General features: G+C 68.7%; 15 protein-coding genes. 5 read left to right on the plus strand and 10 right to left on the minus strand.

Translation table 11 applies throughout. From position 1 onward, the window contains the following. Window positions 1–98: 98 nt before the first annotated feature. Both ACWF5H_RS15720 and ACWF5H_RS15725 read right to left on the minus strand, forming a co-directional pair. Window positions 99–548 carry a hypothetical protein gene (locus ACWF5H_RS15720; protein ID WP_452037989.1) on the minus strand — a complete coding sequence of 150 codons (450 nt, stop codon included), beginning with the start codon at window positions 546–548 and terminating at the stop codon, window positions 99–101. Window positions 549–557: 9 nt separating this feature from the next. Further along, window positions 558–1,637 (minus strand): Rieske 2Fe-2S domain-containing protein, encoded by a 1,080-nt coding sequence (locus tag ACWF5H_RS15725; protein ID WP_452037991.1) that lies wholly within the window; start codon window positions 1,635–1,637, stop codon window positions 558–560. Window positions 1,638–1,794: 157 nt separating this feature from the next. Between ACWF5H_RS15725 and ACWF5H_RS15730 the strand changes: the two genes are divergently transcribed. Then, window positions 1,795–2,451, plus strand: coding sequence for a GntR family transcriptional regulator (locus ACWF5H_RS15730; protein WP_452037993.1), 657 nt, complete (start codon window positions 1,795–1,797; stop codon window positions 2,449–2,451). A 40-nt stretch (window positions 2,452–2,491) separates the two neighbouring features. Here the strand turns inward: ACWF5H_RS15730 and hutI are convergent, their stop codons facing one another. From hutI to ACWF5H_RS15755, 5 genes are all read right to left on the minus strand, one after another. Continuing rightward, the gene (hutI, locus tag ACWF5H_RS15735; RefSeq protein WP_452037995.1) at window positions 2,492–3,721 is read right to left on the minus strand and encodes an imidazolonepropionase; all 1,230 of its coding nucleotides are present in this window, start codon (window positions 3,719–3,721) and stop codon (window positions 2,492–2,494) included. Beyond that, entirely contained in the window at window positions 3,718–5,109 is a 1,392-nt protein-coding gene (locus tag ACWF5H_RS15740) for a formimidoylglutamate deiminase (RefSeq protein WP_452037997.1), read from the minus strand. The genes hutI and ACWF5H_RS15740 overlap by 4 nt, the downstream gene beginning before the upstream one ends. Further along, a complete protein-coding gene (locus ACWF5H_RS15745) occupies window positions 5,106–6,305 on the minus strand; it encodes an allantoate amidohydrolase (RefSeq protein WP_452037999.1) in 1,200 nt (399 codons plus the stop codon). Before ACWF5H_RS15745 ends, ACWF5H_RS15740 begins: the two co-directional genes overlap by 4 nt. 182 nt (window positions 6,306–6,487) lie before the next feature. Beyond that, window positions 6,488–8,185, minus strand: coding sequence for a urocanate hydratase (gene hutU / locus ACWF5H_RS15750; protein ID WP_452038000.1), 1,698 nt, complete (start codon window positions 8,183–8,185; stop codon window positions 6,488–6,490). A 61-nt stretch (window positions 8,186–8,246) separates the two neighbouring features. Beyond that, on the minus strand, window positions 8,247–8,915 hold the full coding sequence (locus ACWF5H_RS15755; protein WP_452038002.1) for an IclR family transcriptional regulator: 669 nt from the start codon (window positions 8,913–8,915) through the stop codon (window positions 8,247–8,249). Between the two features lie 154 nt (window positions 8,916–9,069). On the opposite strand from ACWF5H_RS15755, the gene ACWF5H_RS15760 reads away from it, so the two are divergent. The 3 genes from ACWF5H_RS15760 (at window position 9,070) to ACWF5H_RS15770 (ending at window position 12,894) form a co-directional block, all read left to right on the plus strand. After that, the gene (locus ACWF5H_RS15760) at window positions 9,070–10,122 is read left to right on the plus strand and encodes an ABC transporter substrate-binding protein (protein ID WP_452038003.1); all 1,053 of its coding nucleotides are present in this window, start codon (window positions 9,070–9,072) and stop codon (window positions 10,120–10,122) included. A 46-nt stretch (window positions 10,123–10,168) separates the two neighbouring features. Then, window positions 10,169–11,749, plus strand: a complete 1,581-nt coding sequence (hutH, locus tag ACWF5H_RS15765) for a histidine ammonia-lyase (protein WP_452038005.1) — start codon at window positions 10,169–10,171, stop codon at window positions 11,747–11,749. A 107-nt stretch (window positions 11,750–11,856) separates the two neighbouring features. Beyond that, the gene (locus ACWF5H_RS15770) at window positions 11,857–12,894 is read left to right on the plus strand and encodes a sialate O-acetylesterase (protein WP_452038006.1); all 1,038 of its coding nucleotides are present in this window, start codon (window positions 11,857–11,859) and stop codon (window positions 12,892–12,894) included. 15 nt (window positions 12,895–12,909) lie between these two features. Here ACWF5H_RS15770 and ACWF5H_RS15775 read toward each other — a convergent pair whose 3' ends face one another. The 3 genes from ACWF5H_RS15775 to tdh are packed head-to-tail and all read right to left on the minus strand — an operon-like array spanning window position 12,910 to window position 16,273. Continuing rightward, window positions 12,910–14,001 carry an NAD(P)/FAD-dependent oxidoreductase gene (locus ACWF5H_RS15775; RefSeq protein WP_452038008.1) on the minus strand — a complete coding sequence of 364 codons (1,092 nt, stop codon included), beginning with the start codon at window positions 13,999–14,001 and terminating at the stop codon, window positions 12,910–12,912. Continuing rightward, complete coding sequence (locus tag ACWF5H_RS15780; RefSeq protein ID WP_452038009.1) at window positions 13,998–15,215, minus strand: glycine C-acetyltransferase; 1,218 nt, start codon at window positions 15,213–15,215, stop codon at window positions 13,998–14,000. The genes ACWF5H_RS15775 and ACWF5H_RS15780 overlap by 4 nt, the downstream gene beginning before the upstream one ends. A gap of 11 nt (window positions 15,216–15,226) precedes the next feature. Next, complete coding sequence (gene tdh, locus ACWF5H_RS15785) at window positions 15,227–16,273, minus strand: L-threonine 3-dehydrogenase (protein ID WP_452038011.1); 1,047 nt, start codon at window positions 16,271–16,273, stop codon at window positions 15,227–15,229. A 189-nt stretch (window positions 16,274–16,462) separates the two neighbouring features. On the opposite strand from tdh, the gene ACWF5H_RS15790 reads away from it, so the two are divergent. Then, window positions 16,463–17,668, plus strand: coding sequence for a cytochrome P450 (locus tag ACWF5H_RS15790; RefSeq protein WP_452038013.1), 1,206 nt, complete (start codon window positions 16,463–16,465; stop codon window positions 17,666–17,668). Window positions 17,669–17,714 lie beyond the last annotated feature (46 nt).

The raw sequence follows: 17,714 nt of genomic DNA on the forward strand, positions 1-17,714 counted from the left end.
GATCAGGAGACGACCAGTGCCTCGGTGCTAGAAAATTCGGTTTCGATGTACAGCAGGGAGGTGCGTCCGGCGGCGAGTGGCGAAGACGTTGGCCGCGGTCAAGGGACCCACCGCAGGACCTTGGCTTTCCGCGGCGCGAGGGTGATGACCTGGACGGCGGCTTCCCCGGCGGCGAGCGAGAGCCGGATGCTCTCCGCGTCCTCGCCTTCGACGATGAAGACGTCGCCGGCCCGCAGCCAGCGTTCCCAGGGGCCGTCCGCCGCCGCGACCAGTGCTTCGCCGCCGAGTCCGGTGACGATCAACTGCTCGCCCGGCCTGCGCTGCAGCGTGCCCGTGTAGCTGCCGGTGTAGCGGTGGCTTTCGGAGGCGATATAGCGAGCATCAGCTTCGAGTTCAACGGTGGGTTCGGGGCCGGTTTCGTCCAGCTGCACCGTCCACCGCCAGGGGTCGCCGCGCTCAGCCGAGTCCGGGCATGCGGCCAGGATCTTGGCGCCCGTTTCGGCGGCCGTTTCGCCGCCCAGCGGGTTGGCTCTGATCAGCATCCACATGGGCGGAACCTATGCCGTCCTGGGAGCGACCGGCTCCCGACGGACGGCTGGCCGGGCCGCATCCTTCGCCTGCTGTTCCTGCTTCAGCAGCGCCCCCAGGATGCGCCGGGCCCTGGCCACGCCGCCGTCTTGGGCGATCAGCACGTCGAACTCGCCCTCGGGGCGAGTCTGCATGCCAATCTCCTGCGCCTCCAGCGCGGAAGCGTCCTCGTCCAACACCGTGGCCAGGCCGACGCGCAGGTCTTCGGTTGCCTGCTCATTGTCGACCGCGAAGTTGCGGCTGAAGGCGTAGTAGTACCAGGAGTTGTGCGCGTCGATCGGCGTGATGCCGTTCAGCACCTTGATCAGGAAGCCCTCTTCGCGCGGCTTGCCCTCGCCGGTGATGCCCGAATGCAGCACATGCAGGTTCGGGACGAAGAACTCCGTGCAGTGGAAGCGGTCGAACAGTCCACGGGCGTCCATGGTTTCGGCGTACAGCGGCGGCGCTTCAACCGAGGGCATCAGGCGGTCGACGCTGACCACGTTGCCGTCGACCTCGACGGTGATTCCGTGTTCGTAGATGTAGTCGTCACCCACCGTGGTCTGGTGCAGGAAGGATTCATGGGTCAGGTCCAACAGATTGTCGTGGATCAAGTCGGCCCGGCACTTGAAGTGGTACGAATGGGTGACGGTGGCCCACTCCGGGTCCACCATCCAGTGCGTGTCCGGGACGTCGGCGGGATTGGCCAGCTCCGGATCGCCGGTCCAGACCCAGATCCAGCCGTCCTGCTCCACCACTGGGTACTTGCGCACCTTGGCGCGTTCCGGGATCGACGTCTGCGCCGGCACCTTAGTGCACATGCCGTCCGGGCCGTAGGTGAAACCGTGATAGCCGCACTCCACCGAATCGCCGATGGTTCGGCCCTCGGAGAGCGGGAAGGCGCGGTGCGCACAGCGGTCCGCCAAGGCAATGGCTTCGTTGTCCTGGGTCCGGAACAGCACGATCGGCTGCTCGCAGATGACCCGGCGCACCGGCTTGCGCGTGACCTCCGTTGACCACGCAGCCACATACCAAGTGTTCAGCACATACATTTTTGGGTTCTCCTCCATCACGTGTGTATACACTGTATTCAGAGCACGGATGTGACGTCAAGCACTTTTCGCAAAAGCATCAGCAAGTTACCGTTTCACCGGTTTTCCGGCCCGCCGCGCGTCCTGCTGCCCACTGAACGCTAGAGTGCACAAAGAACAATAGAAGGAGGCCCCCGTGGCTGCGATACCGAATGACGTGAGACCGCTGGCCGTCCGCGTCCATGAGCAGCTGAGCGCCGACATCATCAGCGGGGCCATCAAGCCAGGCTCCGCTTTGGCCCAGGAAGGGGTGGCTGCGCAATACGGCGTGTCCCGCACACCTGTCCGCGATGCGCTCACCCAACTGACGCTGGAGGGACTGACCACTCTTGTCCCCGGCAAGGGCTACATCGTCAACCAGCTCGACGAGCGCGAGATTGAGAACGTCTTCGAGGTCCGCTACGCCTTGGAGTCCCTCGCGGTGCGGAATGCCATCGGTTCCTACACACCCCAGCAGCTGGTGCGGCTGGGCGGCCTCATCGACGAGACGGAGATCGTTGACCCGCAGGACAGCGGCGAACTGTTCCGGCTAGGCCGCGCGTTCCATCTGGCCCTGGTGGAACCCGCTGAAAATGACTATCTGCGCGGCGTCATTTCCTCCATCTGGAACCACCCCATCCAGCACAGGATTACCTTGACCTACCGGCAGGGACCGGACCACCAGGCCAAGGTCATCCATGATCACCGCAGCATTCTGCAGGCACTCAAGGACCAGGATCCGGACCGCGCCGTCGAGGTGCTGGCGCATTGCCACGACGTCAAAGACCCAAACCGCTACGAACACATCGGCTGACTACCCGCGCCCTGTCCCGCCCCCTGCGTCGGAACCCGGCTCAGCCCCTCCCGGCCGAGCGCACGCCGGCCCGCCACACCGCCGCCGTCAACGGCATGCCGGGGCGGTAGGCAAGATGCGTGGCTGAGGGGGCGTTCAGTAGGTGCAGATCGGCGCGGTGCCCGACGGCGATGGAACCCACCGCCCGCTGCCCGTCCTCGTCCCGGCCTACGTGCCGGCCCAATGCCAGGGCACCGCCGTAGGTCGCCGCGCGGACCGCTTCCTGAACGCTCAATCCCATCTGCAGCACCGCCGTCGTCACGCAAAAGTTCATGGAACTGGTGAAGGAGGTGCCGGGGTTGCAGTTGGAGGCGAGGGCAATTTCCGCGCCGGCATCCAGCAACTGCCGGCCCGGCGCCAGCGGCTGCCGGGTGGACAGATCGCAGGCCGGCAGGCAGGTGGCCACCGTGCCGCGCTCCCCCGTGCCGCTGGCGCGGTCCCAGCCCGCCCAGGTTCCGGCGAGCGCCGCGACGTCGTCGTCGGAGAGGTAGTTCACGTGGTCCACGCTGGCCGCGCCGAATTCCACCGCCAGCCGTACGCCGGGCCCCTCGCCCAGCTGGTTGCCGTGCACGCGCAGGCCCAGGCCGGCGTCGCGGCAGGCAGCGAGGACCCGGCGCGACTGCTCCTCGTTGAAGGCGCCGCGTTCGCAAAACACGTCCGCCCACTGCACGTACGGCCTGACCGCAGCCAGCATCTCCCCGCAGACCAGGTCGGTGTACTCGTCCGCGTCGATGCCGGCCGGCACCAGATGCGCGCCGAGGTACGTCACCTCGTCGGCCACGGTGGACGCGATCCGGGCACTGCGGGCCTCCTGCTCCACGTCCAGGCCGTAGCCAGTCTTGGTCTCCAGGTAGGTGGTGCCGCCGGCCGCCGCCTCCGCGACGCGGGCCAGCAGCAGCCGGGTCAGCTCATAGTCGCTGGCCTCGCGGGTGGCGCCGGTGGTTACCGCAATCCCGCCGGCCTGGTAGGACTGGCCGGCCATCCGGGCTTCAAACTCGGCGGTGCGGTCGCCGGCGAAGACCAGATGCGTGTGCGAGTCCACCCAGCCGGGCAACAGAGCTCGTCCGCCGGCATCGAACTGTTCGTCGGCGTCGGGTGCCTGCGTCGAGGAGCCGAGCCAGGCAATGCGCTCCCCCTCGATGATCACCGCGGCATCGCGGAGCACTGCATCAGTGCCACGGGCCGGGTCCTGCGTGTGCAGTTCGCCGATATTGGTGATGACGGTGCTCATGCGATCTCCTTCAGTGCCGCGGACAGCAGGTCGGCGGGCCGGCCCAGCCGCGAGTGGATGCCGTTGACCGCCAGCAGTTCCCCGCCGACGACGACGGCCGTGACATCCGCCGACGTGGCCGTCAGCGGCAACTGGCCGGGTTCCGAGCCCACAGTGCGCATGGAGGCCGGGTTGACCGCGGCCAGATCGGCTGCCATGCCGACGGCGATCCCCGCGGTGGCGGTCGCCATCGCGGCCGCGGCTCCAGCCGACGCGGCGTGCAGGAGTTCGTCAGGCGTGAACCGTCCGCGCTGCCCGCTGGCCAGACGTTCGCCGTGCTCCAGCGCCCGCATCTCCAGCCACGGGTCCACGACGGCGTGCTGGTCGGTGCCGAGTGCAATCAGTGCGCCGGCATCGGCCAGGGCCCGGGCCGGGCCGATCCCATCGGCGAGGTCGGCTTCCGTGGTTGGGCACATCACCACGGTGGCTCCGGCGCTGCCCAGCAGCTCGATGTCCTCGGCGGTCAGATGGGTGGCGTGGACCGCGCTGAGGCGTGCCGACAGCAGGCCGTGCCGCGCCAAGAGCCCGGCCGGCGTGACGCCATACTCCGCCACGCAGGCCTCGTTCTCGGCCGGCTGCTCGGACAAATGGATGTGCAGCGGCAGCTCCGGCGACAGCCGGTCGGCAATGACCGGCAGCGCGGATTCGGGCACGCCCCGCACCGAGTGCAGCGCCGCGCCCACGGTGATGTGGGCCGGGTCGAACCGGGCTGCAACCGTCTTCCGGAGCGAATCCAGCCGGTCCAGCCAAGCGTGCACGTCGCCATCGCCGAACCGCTGCTGTTCTGGGGCCAGCGGCTTGCCGATGCCGCCAGCCAGGTAACAGGTGTCCAGCAGGGTCAGGCGGATCCCGGCGGCGGCAGCAGCCCGGCACAGGGCCAGTTCCATCGCGTGCTCGCCGGCTAGGTCGTCGCCGTCGTGGTCATCGGCTCCGTCAGCACCCAAACCACCGCCGTACGCGGCGCCGTCCGGTCGGTGATGGACGTAGTGGAATTCGGCCACGCTGCTGAAACCGGCAGCCACCATCTCGGCGAACACGGCCGTGGCCAGCCGCTCATACTTTCCGGGGGTCAGCGCGCCGGCCGCCCGGTACATCTGCTCGCGCCAGGTCCAGAAATCGCCCCTGCCGGCATGTGTGCGGCCGCGCAGGGCACGGTGGAAGGCATGCGAATGCGCGTTGGCCGCTGCCGGGAAGACCGCGCCGTCCAGCACCAGCACACCGGACGCGGGATCCGGCCGGGGTGCCGTGCCCACCTGGGTGATAGCACCGCCGTCGTCGGTTTCCAGCAGGATGTTATCCGCCATGCCCTCCGGCCCCAGCCAGGCGCGTTCGCACCAGATGCTGCTCACAGCAGGGCCTCCAGGACATCGGCGAGCGCGGTAGCGCCGGCGTCGGCGTCCCACGGTTCAACGTATTCCTCCGGCGAGTGAGAGATGCCGGAGGGGTTCTTCACGAACAGCATGCCCGAGGGCACCCGGGCGGCCAGCACGCCGGCGTCGTGTCCGGCACCGGTGGCGAGCACCGGAGCACCGGGCAGGGCATTCTCCAGCTGGCGCTGCAGGGCCGGATCGAAGTGCACCGTGCCGCTGTAGGACTCTTCCGTCAGGGACACTGAGCAGCCTTCGAAGGCTGCGATCTTCTGCGCCTTGCCGTGAATGGTCTCGACCAGCTGCGCGGTGACGGCGTCGTCCGGGTGCCGGGCGTCCAGCCACAGGTCCACCCGGGAGGCGATCACATTGGTGCCGCCGGGAACCGGCTGGATCCGGCCGACCGTGGCCCGCGCGTCAGCCTGCTTGGCTGCGATCTGCTGCACGGCCAGGATGATCTGCGCGGCGGCGACCATCGGGTCCGCGCGGTCGGCCATCAGCGTGGTGCCGGCGTGGTTGCCCTGGCCGGCGACGCTGATCCGCCACCGCCCGTGACCCAGGATGGAACTGCCGACAGCGATGGCCGGCCCGTCCTCACCGAGGCCGCGGCCCTGCTCCACGTGCAGCTCGATGAAGTCGCCGATCCGTGCCAGCGCCTCGTCGTCGCGACCGAGGTGCGCCGGGTCCAGCCCATTGGCCCGGGCGGCATCGGCGAAGGTGGTGCCGTGCTCATCGCGCAGGTTCCGGGCCTTGTCCGGGTCGATGGCCCCGGCCAGCAGCCGCGAGCCGAGGCACGCCACACCGAACCGCGAACCTTCCTCTTCCGGAAAGACCGTGACGGCCAGCGGCCTGTTCGGCTGCACGCCGCGCTGCTTGAGCACGTCGACTGCGGCGAGCGCCGAGGCGACACCCAGCGGACCGTCGAAAGCACCGCCGCCGGGCACCGAATCCAGATGGCTGCCGGTGACCAGCGCGCCGCGCTGCGGCTGACCCCACCACGCCCAGATGATGCCGTTGCGGTCCGTCTCCACCTCCAGACCGCGGCGCCCGGCCTGTTCGATGAACCAGCCGCGCAAATCCAGCTCCGCGCTGGAGAACACCGGGCGCGAATACCCCCCGCGCTGCCCATCCCGCCCAACATCGGCAATGGACTCCAGGAGTGACGTGACCGTTTCCATGATCAAACTTTCCTTCGTTAGCTGTAGTCGCCGGAGCCCGGCTTTCCCATAGAGCACGCGTCCCGGCAGCCCAGTGCAGATGTGGGACGACCGGAGGCCGGCTTTCGTGTAGGCGCGCCTCGCCGAGCGAGGAACGAGCGAGGTGTCGAAGCGCCGGCGAAAGCCGGCCCCAGGCCGCCTACCTAGTCGTTCATCGGGATCCGGACACCGCGCTCAGCCGCCACCTCGACCGCCCGGTCATAACCCGCGTCCACATGCCGGATCACGCCCATGCCCGGGTCGTTGGTCAGCAACCGCTCCAGCTTCTGCGCCGCCAGTTCCGTACCGTCCGCCACCGAGACCTGGCCGGCGTGGATGGAACGTCCGATGCCGACGCCGCCGCCGTGGTGGATGGAGACCCAAGTGGCCCCGGAGCTCGCCGCCGTCAGCGCGTTGAGCAGCGGCCAGTCGGCGATCGCGTCGGAACCGTCGGCCATGGCCTCGGTCTCGCGGTAGGGCGAGGCGACGGAACCGGAGTCAAGGTGGTCGCGGCCGATCACGATCGGGGCCGAGACCTTGCCTTCGGCGACCAGCCGGTTGAACAGCAGGCCGGCCTGGTGCCGCTCGCCGTAGCCCAGCCAGCAGATGCGCGCCGGCAGCCCTTCGAACTCCACCCGTTCGGCGGCGGCGTCCAGCCAGCGGTGCAGGTGTTCGTTCTCCGGGAAGAGTTCCTTCAGCGCGGCGTCGGTGACCTCGATGTCCTTCGGGTCGCCGGACAGCGCCACCCAGCGGAACGGGCCCAGCCCCTCGCAGAACAGCGGACGGATGTAAGCCGGGACGAAACCGGGGAACTCGAAGGCCCGGTCATAGCCGCCCTTGCGTGCCTCGTCGCGGATCGAGTTTCCGTAGTCGAAAACTTCGGCGCCGGCATCCTGGAACTCCACCATCGCCTGCACGTGACGGGCCATCGAGGCCTGCGCCTTCTTGGTGAATCCCTCGGGATCGGCCTGGGCCTCCTGCTGCCAGTCCGCCACCGAGATTCCTTCGGGCAGGTAGGACAGCGGATCGTGGGCGGAGGTCTGGTCGGTCACCACGTCCACGGTGAGCTCACCGGCCTGGTGCCTGCGCAGGATCTCCGGGAACACCTCGGCGGCATTGCCCACGTAGCCCACGGACCAGCCGCGGCCTTCTTCCTTGGCCTTCATGACCTTGGCGATGGCCGTGTCCAGATCCGTCTCCACCTCGTCCAGGTAGCGCTTGCCCACGCGGCGGCGCAGCCTGGCCTCGTCCACGTCGACGATCAGGCAGGCACCGTCGTTGAGCGTCACGGCCAGCGGCTGCGCGCCGCCCATGCCGCCGCAGCCGCCGGTCAGGGTCAGCGTTCCGGCCAGCGTAGGCGACCCGGTCCTGCCTGCCTCATGCAGCTTGGCGCCGACGGCGGCGAACGTCTCGAAGGTGCCCTGCAGGATGCCCTGGGTGCCGATGTAGATCCAGGAACCGGCGGTCATCTGGCCGTACATCATCAGGCCCTCGGCTTCCAACCGGCGGAACTCCGGCCAGTTGGCCCAGTCCCCCACCAGGTTCGAGTTGGCCAGCAGCACCCGCGGCGCCCACGGGTTGGTCCGGAGCACGCCCACCGGTTTGCCCGACTGCACCAGCAGCGTCTCATCGTCTTCCAGGTCCGCCAGCGTCTTCACGATCGCGTCATAGGCCTCCCAGGACCGCGCGGCGCGGCCGGTTCCGCCGTAGACCACCAGGTCCTCGGGGCGCTCGGCCACTTCGGGATCCAGGTTGTTCATGAGCATCCGAAGCGGCGCCTCGGTCTGCCAGCTCTTGGCGGTCAGCGTGGTGCCGCGGGGAGCGCGGATGCTGCGGGAGGGATCGTGCTGGGTGAACGTCATTGTTGTGCCCTTTCTGGCTGGGACGAATCTGGCTCGAGGTTTCTGGCTGGGTGGTTTCTGGCTAGGACGTTGTTTCCGGCTCGGTGAAGAGGGTGCCGGCCTGTTCGGCCAAGAGCAGGCCGAATTTTTCTGCTGCCTCGGTGGTGGTGCGGTAGCTGGGAGCGACGACGCTCAGCGCCGCCACGACTTTGTCTCCGGCGAAGACGGGGGCCGCGACGGCGGTCACGTCGGCCTCCACGCTGTCCGCCATCACGGTGAAGGTGCCGCGGCCCAGCTGTCCGCTCAGCGCCGCTCCGGCCGCGCTGCCCGCGATCGGGAAGGTCCGGCCCACCCAGTTCACGTGCCGCACGGAGTGGGTGCCTTCTTCGATGGCCACGTAGAGCCCGTGCTCGTTGCCGGCGGTCACGCTCAGGTAAGCCGATTCGCCGGTCCGGTCCACCAGCGTGCGCAGCACGTCCCGGCCGGCGTCGACCAGCGACTCGTGGCTGAGCGCCTGCACGCCCAGCTGCACCATCCGAAACCCCGGACGGTACAGGGAGTTTCCGCGTTTGGCGGCGAATCCGTTGGCTTCCAGCGTGCGCAGCAGGCGCAGTGCCGTCGAGGCGGACAGGTCGACGGCCTTGGCCGCGTCGGCGAGCTTGACGCCGTCGTTCTCGCAGACGATCCGCAGCAGTGCCAGCGCGCGGTCGGCCGCCCTGGTGGTGGGATCCGCACCTGTTTTTGGCACCATGCTGCTCCTCCGCTGAGACCGGTTTTATTGCAGCCAGTAAAACATCAATTTCATCCAGCGGCAAGAATTTTGACGAAAGTATTGACCCCCGACACATCCCCTAGGTAGTTTCGGGTAACAGCCGATTCGTTTTACTCCTCGAAACGAACATGCCATGCATCGGCAGACCAAGGAGACCTTCATGCGCCAACTGATGTCCGCGGCCACCACCGCCCGCCGCCCCCTTCTGGCCACCGCTTCGGCAGCTGTGCTGGCCGGCACCCTGCTGCTGACCGGGTGCGGCTCCGGCAGCCCCTCCTCGACCGGCGGGACGCAGCCCGCTGCACCGTCGGCGGACGGTTCGTTGGATCAGGTGAATCTGGGGCTGATCCCGATCACGGATGTGGCCCCGGTGTATCTGGGCATTCAGGAGGGCTACTTCGAGGACGAAGGCATCCAGCTCTCGGTCCAGCTGGCCCAGGGCGGTGCCGCAATCGTGCCGGCGGTGATGACCGGCGAATACCAGTTCGGCTACTCCAACGTCGTCTCGCTGCTGATCGCACGGGACAAGGGTTTGCCGATCACCGTGGTGTCCAATGGCTCCAGCTCCACCAACGAGCCGGGCAAGGACGTGACCGAAGTCGCCGCCCTGCCGGAAGCCGGGATCGAGAACGCGGCCGATCTGGTGGGCAAGACGGTGGCCGTGAACGCACTAAACAACTTTGCCGATGTCACCATCCGGAATGCCGTTGAGCAGGCCGGCGGCAACCCGGACGACGTCGACTTCGTGGAAATGCCCTACCCGAACATGCCGGCGGCGCTGGAGCGGGGCGACGTGGATGCCGCTTGGACCACCGAGCCGTTCCGCACCCAGATCCTGGAAGCCGGCGGCGAGATTGTGGCCAGCCCGATGACCGACCTCACCGAGGACTTCGACTCGGCCTTCTACTTCACCTCCGAGCAGACGATGCAGGAGAACCCCGAACTCGTGGAGCGGTTCCGTCGGGCGCTGGATAAGTCCTTCCAGTTCGCGGCGGAGAACGACGACGAGGTGCGCTCCGTCATCCAGGATTACGCCAAGATCACGCCCGAACTCGCAGAGACGGTAGTGATGTCCCGCTGGTACCCGGAGATCAATCAGGAGGGCCTGCAGAAGCTGGGGTCGGCCGCCGTCAAGTACGGCGTCCTGAAGAACGACCCCGACTATGACGCACTGATCGCCGACTAACCCCCGCGCCCAAACCCGTCCAGCCCGTCACCGCTTGAAAGGCACCATGTCCCAGTCCCAGCTCCAGACCGTATCCGTCTCCGTCTCCGTCGGGCCGCTCTCCCCCGCCGACGTCGTTGCCGTCGCCCGTCACGGCGCCGCGGTGGAACTCAGCGAGGAGTCGCTCGCCGCGATGGCCACCTCGCGAGAGGTGATCGAGGCGCTGGTGAACGACGACGTGCCGCACTACGGGGTCAGCACCGGCTTCGGCGCCCTGGCCACCAAACAGATCCCGGTTCAGCTGCGCACGCAACTCCAGCGCAGCCTGATCCGCAGCCACGCCGCGTCCTCCGGCGCCGAAGTGGACCGGGAGGTGATCCGCGGGCTGATGCTCAACCGGCTGTCCACCATGGCCACCGGCCGCACCGGCGTCCGGCCCCTGGTGGCCCAGGCCTATGCGGGGATCCTCAATGCCGGCATCACCCCGGTGGTCGGCGAATACGGCTCCCTGGGCTGCTCGGGCGATCTGGCTCCGCTGGCCCACTGCGCGCTCGCCCTGATGGGCGAAGGCCAGGTCCGCAACAACCAGGGCGAACTGGTGCCCGCGGCCGATGCGCTGGCCGCCGCCGGGCTGGAACCGGTGGAACTGCGGGAAAAGGAGGGCCTGGCACTGATCAACGGCACCGACGGCATGCTGGGCATGCTGATCATGGCCTCGGCGGACCTGCACCGGCTGCTCAAGACTGCCGACCTCGCCGCCGCCATGAGCATCGAGGGCTTGCTGGGCACGGACGCCGTGCTGGCCGAAGACCTGCACGCGCTCCGGCCGCATCCCGGCCAGATTGCCGCCGCTGCCAACATGCGTGCCGTGCTCGCCGGCTCCGCCCTGATCGAGGAGCAAAAGCACGGCCAGCACCGGTTCACCCGGGTCCAGGATGCGTACTCGCTGCGCTGCGCCCCGCAGGTGCACGGCGCGGCGCGCGCCACGCTGGCCCACGTGGAATCGGTGGCCGGCTACGAGCTGTCCTCCGCCGTCGATAATCCGGTGGTCACCGTGGACGGCAGGGTAGAGTCCAACGGCAACTTCCACGGCGCGCCCGTTGGCTATGCACTGGATTTCCTGGCCATTGCCGTGGCCGACCTGGCCTCGATGAGCGAACGGCGCACCGACCGGTTCCTCGACAGCGCCCGCAGCCACGGGCTCAACGCCTTCCTGGCCGACGATCCGGGCGTGGATTCCGGCCACATGATCGCCCAGTACACCCAGGCCGGGATTGTCAGCGAGCTCAAGCGGCTGGCCAATCCCGCGTCGGTGGACTCGATCCCGTCCTCGGCCATGCAGGAGGACCATGTCTCGATGGGCTGGTCGGCCGGGCTGAAGCTGCGCCGGGCACTGGACGGCCTGACCCGGGTGCTGGCCATCGAACTGCTCACCAGCGCCCGCGCCCTGGATATGCGCGACGGCGGCGTGGACAGTTCCCGGAGCGCCCCCGCGGTAACCGCCGTGCGCCGGGAAATTCGCACGGTGGTGGAAGGACCGGGCACCGACCGCTATCTCTCCCCCGAGATCGAGGCCGTCCGTGTGCTGGTGGACAGCGGTGTACTGCTGGACGCCGTCGAGCAGGCCGCGGGCAGGGCACTGAACTGACCCGAACGGCACTACACTGGTGCCCGGAAACACCGTTGGTTCCGGATCGCCGGGCCGGAACCAACGCCGGGAAAACCGGGGGCCGGCGCCGGAGAAGGACCTGCCGCATGGGCGCCGACACACCCGAGTCCCGGCCGAGCCGCCGGAAGCTGCTGCAACGGACCGTCCCCGTCCTTGCCGCCGGAATCGGCGCCGGGATCCTCGGGACGGCAGGTGCCGCAGCGGCGGTGCGCCCGGATGCCGTGCCCGGCGACGAGCAGCTCGCGCGGCTGGTCGCCGATCCGACCTCGGCCACCCACCGAGCGCTGGTCCAGCTCCTGGCCCCTTCCGCCACCGCCGCAGCGCGAACCGCGCCGAACGGGCGGGTGGACCCCCGGCAGGCCGGCTACGACGTGGTCCTGTTGCTGGGCCAGTCCAACATGCAGGGCTGCGGCCTGCCCTTTGATCCCGCCATCGATGTGGAGCTGGACGGCATCGACCAGTTGGCCGCGTCCGGCCCCCTCACCGGCCAGGTGATCACGGCCAGCGAACCGCTCTGCCACGTCGCCAGCGTGCGGGTGGAGGGCCAGCCCGCCGTCGGCCCCGGGTTCGAATTCGCCCGCCAGCTGTGGCTGGCCCAACCGGCCGGCCGCAAGGTGCTGCTAGTACCCGCGGCCATGGGCGGCACGTCCATCATCGGCAACGCCGACTACGCCTGGGATCCGGACAACACGGGCGCGCAAACCAATCTGTTCCATCGCGCGCTGGAGGCCGGCGGCCGCGCGCTGGCGCTGAATCCGCACAACCGGCTGGCCGCAGTCCTCTGGCACCAGGGCGAAGCGGACGCCGTGTTGGGCTCCTCCCAGACGTGGTACCAGGCCAAACTGCTGCAGATCATCGACCTGGTCCGCGAGGCCCTGGGGCCGGCGCCGTTCCTGATCGGCGGCATGGTGCCGGAGTGGCTCCCCGGCGATCCGGGACGCCGCGGCATCGATGCCGCCCACCGCGCCATCCCGTCGCTCCGGCCGCGGACGGCGTTCGTCGAAGGCCCCTCCGGCACCGGCCAAGATGAAGGGCAGATCCACTACAACGCCGCCGGCGCGCGGGAACTGGGACTGCGCTTCTACAGCGCTTTCGAGGCGGAGGCCGCCGGACAGCCCGTCTAGCCGCGTCCCGTCCCGCTACAGCGGAAAGCTACGACGGCGGGGGCTGAGGGCGGCGGGAACGTCGCCGGCGCCGTCGTGCTCGCCCAGAATCAGCCCCGCCGCAAGCTCGGCGATCCCGGCCGAGGTCTGGAATCCGTAGGCGCCCTGCCCGGCCAGCCAGAAGAAGCCTTCGGCCTCGGGATCGAAACCCACCACCGGATGCCCGTCGGCCGGCTCCGTCCGCAGCCCGGTCCAGGCCTTGGCCACACCCGTGATGGTCAGCGTGGTGCTCCTGCCGATGTGCGCGATGGCCCGCTGCACGTCGGCCTCCCGCGGACGGGCGTCTTCTGGTTCGCTCCGCTCGGTTTCGGATGGGGAAATCAGCACCTGGCCGTTCTCCGGCCGGTAGTAGAAGCTGTCATCCGCCGCGGCCACCATGGGATGCCCCGGCGCCAGCGGCCGGGGCACGTCCACCACCGCCGCGGTCCGCCGGTACGGCACCAGCCCCCGCGGTTTGGCCCCGAACAGCGCCGCAACCTGGTCCGCCCACGCGCCGGCAGCGTCCACCACTATGGGGGCCACGATGGTCTCCCGGCCCGCGGCCAGTTGCCAGCCGCTGCCGTGCCGCCGGGCTGCGTGGACACGGGATTCCGTCAGGAACACTGCCCCTGCGGCCTGCGCCGTGCTCTGGTGGTGCTCGAGCAGGACGTCGGTGCGGCAGCCGAACGACGTCCGGTCCAGTCCGGCGGCTTCAAACGCTCCGGGCCGCAGTTCCGGGCTCAGACCATACGCACTGCCCGGGTCAATGAACTCCATCTGGCCGCTCGCGTGCTCCTTCACCGCAGCTTCGGATCCGATCAGCAGGAACGACCGGTGGCTGAGGATCTGCAGGCCGGCCGCGCCTTCGAGGTGGTGCAGCAGGTCCAGGGTCCGGACCGTGAGCTGCTGGATGGCCGGCGGGCCGTAGCTGGGCACCAGCTGCCGGGCCGACCGGCTGGAGGTGTGGTAGCCCAGCGTGGGCTCGGCCTCCGCCAGCACAACGCGCACCCGGCCGGCGAGTTCGGCGGCCAGCGACAGCCCGGCGATGCCGCCGCCGATGATCAGGACGTCGCAGCTGATCGCGCTCATGCCGGCTGGACCGCCCGCCGGGAGGCGACAAACGCGGCGACGCAGGCTTCGATGTCCTCCGCCGTGTGGGCCGCCGACAACTGAACGCGGATCCGCGCCGCGTCCTTGGGTACCACCGGGTAGCTGAAGGCGGTGACGAACACGCCGTTCTCCAGCATGGCCTCGGCCATCCGGCCGGCGAGGACCGCGTCGTGGAACATCACCGGGACAATCGGGTGGACGCCTTCCAGCAGGTCGAAGCCTTCCTCGGCCATCCGGCGCCGGAACAGCGCGGTGTTTTCCTGCAGCCGGGACCGCAGCTCGGCCGAAGCACCGACCAATTCCAGCGCCTTCAACGTGGCGGCCACGATGGCCGGGGCCACCGAATTGGAGAACAGGTACGGCCGGGCCTTCTGCCGGAGCATGGCCACGATTTCGCGGCGCCCGGAGACGTAACCGCCGGAGGCGCCGCCCAGGGCTTTGCCGAAGGTGCCGGTGAAGATGTCCACCTTGTCCGAGACGCCTGCATGTTCCGGAGTGCCCGCCCCGCTGGCTCCCATGAAGCCGACGGCGTGCGAGTCGTCCACCATGACCAAGGCTCCGTAGGTGCCGGCCAGCTCGCAGATGTGTTCCAGCGGGGCCAGGTAGCCGTCCATGGAGAAGACGCCATCGGTGACGACGACCGTGCGCCTGGCGCCCGCGCCGTCGTTCAGTTGCGCGGCCTGGCGCAGCCTGGCTTCGAGTTCGGACATGTCCCGGTTCGCGTAGCGGAAGCGGACCGCCTTGGAGAGCCGGATGCCGTCGATGATCGAGGCGTGGTTCAGCGCGTCCGAGATGATGGCGTCATCGGGGCCAAACAGGGACTCGAAGACCCCGCCGTTGGCGTCGAAACAGGACGAAAAAAGAATGGTGTCCTCGGTTCCGAGGAAGCGGGAGACCTGCTGTTCCAGCCGCAGGTGCAGATCCTGCGTGCCGCAGATGAACCGCACGCTGGCCATGCCGAACCCGCGCTCGTCCATCGCGGCCTTCGCGGCGGCGATGATCTCCGGATGGTCCGCCAGCCCCAGGTAGTTGTTCGCGCAGAAGTTCAGTACCTCGCGGGCGGACCCATCCGGCGCGCTGGCCGCAATGTGGCTGGACTGCGGCGTGGTGATGCGGCGCTCCGCCTTGAACAGTCCGGCGTTGCGGATCTCCGCCAACTCGGCGGTCAGCTGGTCCTTCAGCGTTCCGTACATGCGTGCCTCCCCTAGATCCGGGTCCAGTCGAGGACCACTTTGCCGCCTTCGCCGTGCCGGGCGGTCTCGAACCCGCGCTCCCACTCGGCGGCCGGCAGCACGTCCGTGATCACCGAGGATATCGCCGCGTGCAGTGCGGGGCTGGACGAGAGCATGGCGCTCATCGCGTACCAGGTTTCGAACATCTCGCGGCCATAGATGCCCTTCAGGGTGAGCATGTGCGTGACCACCTTGGCCCAGTCGATGCTGATCTCTTCGGCCGGCAGCCCCAGCAGCGCAATCCGCCCGCCATGGGTCATGTTGTCGATCATCGCCTGCAGCGCCGAGCCGCGGCCGGACATCTCCAGTCCGATGTCGAAGCCTTCGGCCAAATCCAGCTGCCGCTGTGCCTCCGCCACCCCGGTCTGGCTGACGTCCACGCACATGTCCGCGCCCATCTGTTTGGCCAACTCCAGCCGGGACGCAGACACATCGGTGACGGCGATCTTGCGCGCGCCGGCGTGGCGGACCACGGCAATCGCCATCAGCCCGATGGGCCCGGCGCCGGTGATCAGGACGTCTTCGCCGACCAGGGGAAAGCTCAGGGCGGTGTGCACGGCGTTGCCGAACGGATCGAAGATGGCGCCCAGTTCCGGCGTGACGGCGGGATCGGTGTGCACCCAGACGTTGGTTTCCGGTATCACCACGTACTCGGCGAAGGCACCGTCGCGCTGCACTCCCACGCTGATCGTGCGGATGCACATCTGCCGCCGGCCCGCCCTGCAGTTGCGGCACGTGCCGCAGACTATGTGTCCCTCGCCGGAGACGCGGTCCCCGATCTGCACATCCCGTACTCCGGTGCCGGTGGCCACGACTTCGCCATAGAACTCGTGACCGGGGATCAGCGGACTGGCCACCGCGCCCGCGGCCCAGTCGTCCCACGCCTGGATGTGCAGGTCCGTGCCACAGATACCGGTGGTCATCACTTTGATCTTGACCTCGCCGAAGCCGGGTTCCGGTTCCGGCCGGTCCACCAGCTCAAAGCCGGCCTGTGGGCCGGGCTTGAAGAGCGCCTTCACGCGTTGTCCTTATCTCTTGGTCCGGCCGGGATCACGCGGCCGCCCGGACGGTGGTCCGGGTCACTAGGCCAACTCTACGTAAGTGCCCCGTCAAAGTGGAGCGCGTCACACTACGCGTCCGGCGCGCGGCGCTGTAGTTTGGCTGGCAAGCACTTCTTCCTTCCCTTTCGACGTGAGCGAGACCTGCCCGTGGCAACCAGGACCCACCAGATGATTCCGGCGATCACCGACGATCCGTACGCGGATGACGTGCTGGCCGACCCGTACAACCTCTTCGGCCGGATGCGTGCGGCCGGCCCGGCGGTCTGGCTGGAGAAGTACCAGGTGCCGGCCTTCGCGCGCTACGCCGAGTGCCGCGACATTCTGGCCGACCACGGGACCTTCATTTCCGCCGCCGGCGTGGGGCCCAAGGACCTGCTGAAGGAACCAAACTGGCGGCCGCAGGGCATCCTCGAGTCCGACCCGCCACGGCACACCGTGATGCGGGACGCCATGGCCGGAGTAATCTCGCCCAAGGGGACGCGCGCGCTGCGGGCCGGCTTCGAAGCCTACGCCGGCCAACTGCTGCCTGAACTGCTGTCGCGAGGTTCGATCGACGGCGTCAAGGACCTGGCCGAGGTGTTCCCGCTCCGGGCATTCGGCGACGCCGTGGGCATTCCACGGGAGGGTCGCGAGGAGAACCTGCTGACCCATGGGGCGATGAACTTCAGCCACTTCGGCCCGGAAAACGAACGCCACCGCTACTACTTCGAACAAGGTGCCGGAACGCCGGAGTGGGTGATGGACCGGACCCGCCGGGAAAACCTCATCCCCGGTGGAATGGGGGAACAACTCTGGCAGTACGTCGACCGCGGCGAACTGCCCGCGGACATGGCCCCGCTGGTGGTCAGGGCCCTGCTGTCCGCGGGCCTGGACACCACCGTGATCGGCATCGGCAACGCGCTCAAGCTCTTTGCGGAGCATCCCGAGCAGTGGCGCATCCTGCGGGAGAACCCGCAGATGGTCTCGCTGGCCATCAACGAGGTGCTGCGCTTCGAGTCCCCGTTCCAGTCCTTTTACCGGACCACGTCGGCCGACACCGAGATCGCCGGGGTCAGCTTGGCGGCCGGCAGCAAGCTGGCCCTGTTCCTGGGCTCGGCCAACCGGGACGAGCGCCAGTTCGGGCCGGATGCGGGCGCCTTCCGGATTGAACGCGACGCCGCCAGCATGATCGCCTTCGGCAACGGCATCCACCGGTGCGTCGGCCAGCCCATCACCCGGCTGGAGATGCACGTTGTCCTGACCTGGCTGGCCCATCATGTGGAGCGGATCGAACTCACCGGCGACCCCGTCCCCTATCTGCACAACACGCTCAAGGGCTACACCTCGCTCCCCCTGCTGTTGCATCCGGCCTGAGCCCCCGGTTGGCTCGTCCCGACCGCCGCAGGCTAGACTGTGACTT

The sequence above is a fragment of the Arthrobacter sp. NPDC055138 genome, from assembly GCF_053607305.1.

What these genes read in the sequence shown, in the direction of transcription:
- ACWF5H_RS15720 (WP_452037989.1), bottom strand. Translation starts at nt 548, where the DNA reads ATGTGGATGCTGATCAGAGCCAACCCGCTGGGCGGCGAAACGGCCGCC.
- ACWF5H_RS15725 (WP_452037991.1), bottom strand. Translation starts at nt 1,637, where the DNA reads ATGGAGGAGAACCCAAAAATGTATGTGCTGAACACTTGGTATGTGGCT.
- hutI (WP_452037995.1), bottom strand. Translation starts at nt 3,721, where the DNA reads ATGAGCACCGTCATCACCAATATCGGCGAACTGCACACGCAGGACCCG.
- ACWF5H_RS15745 (WP_452037999.1), bottom strand. Translation starts at nt 6,305, where the DNA reads ATGGAAACGGTCACGTCACTCCTGGAGTCCATTGCCGATGTTGGGCGG.
- hutU (WP_452038000.1), bottom strand. Translation starts at nt 8,185, where the DNA reads ATGACGTTCACCCAGCACGATCCCTCCCGCAGCATCCGCGCTCCCCGC.
- ACWF5H_RS15755 (WP_452038002.1), bottom strand. Translation starts at nt 8,915, where the DNA reads ATGGTGCCAAAAACAGGTGCGGATCCCACCACCAGGGCGGCCGACCGC.
- ACWF5H_RS15760 (WP_452038003.1), top strand. Translation starts at nt 9,070, where the DNA reads ATGCATCGGCAGACCAAGGAGACCTTCATGCGCCAACTGATGTCCGCG.
- hutH (WP_452038005.1), top strand. Translation starts at nt 10,169, where the DNA reads ATGTCCCAGTCCCAGCTCCAGACCGTATCCGTCTCCGTCTCCGTCGGG.
- ACWF5H_RS15770 (WP_452038006.1), top strand. Translation starts at nt 11,857, where the DNA reads ATGGGCGCCGACACACCCGAGTCCCGGCCGAGCCGCCGGAAGCTGCTG.
- ACWF5H_RS15775 (WP_452038008.1), bottom strand. Translation starts at nt 14,001, where the DNA reads ATGAGCGCGATCAGCTGCGACGTCCTGATCATCGGCGGCGGCATCGCC.
- ACWF5H_RS15780 (WP_452038009.1), bottom strand. Translation starts at nt 15,215, where the DNA reads ATGTACGGAACGCTGAAGGACCAGCTGACCGCCGAGTTGGCGGAGATC.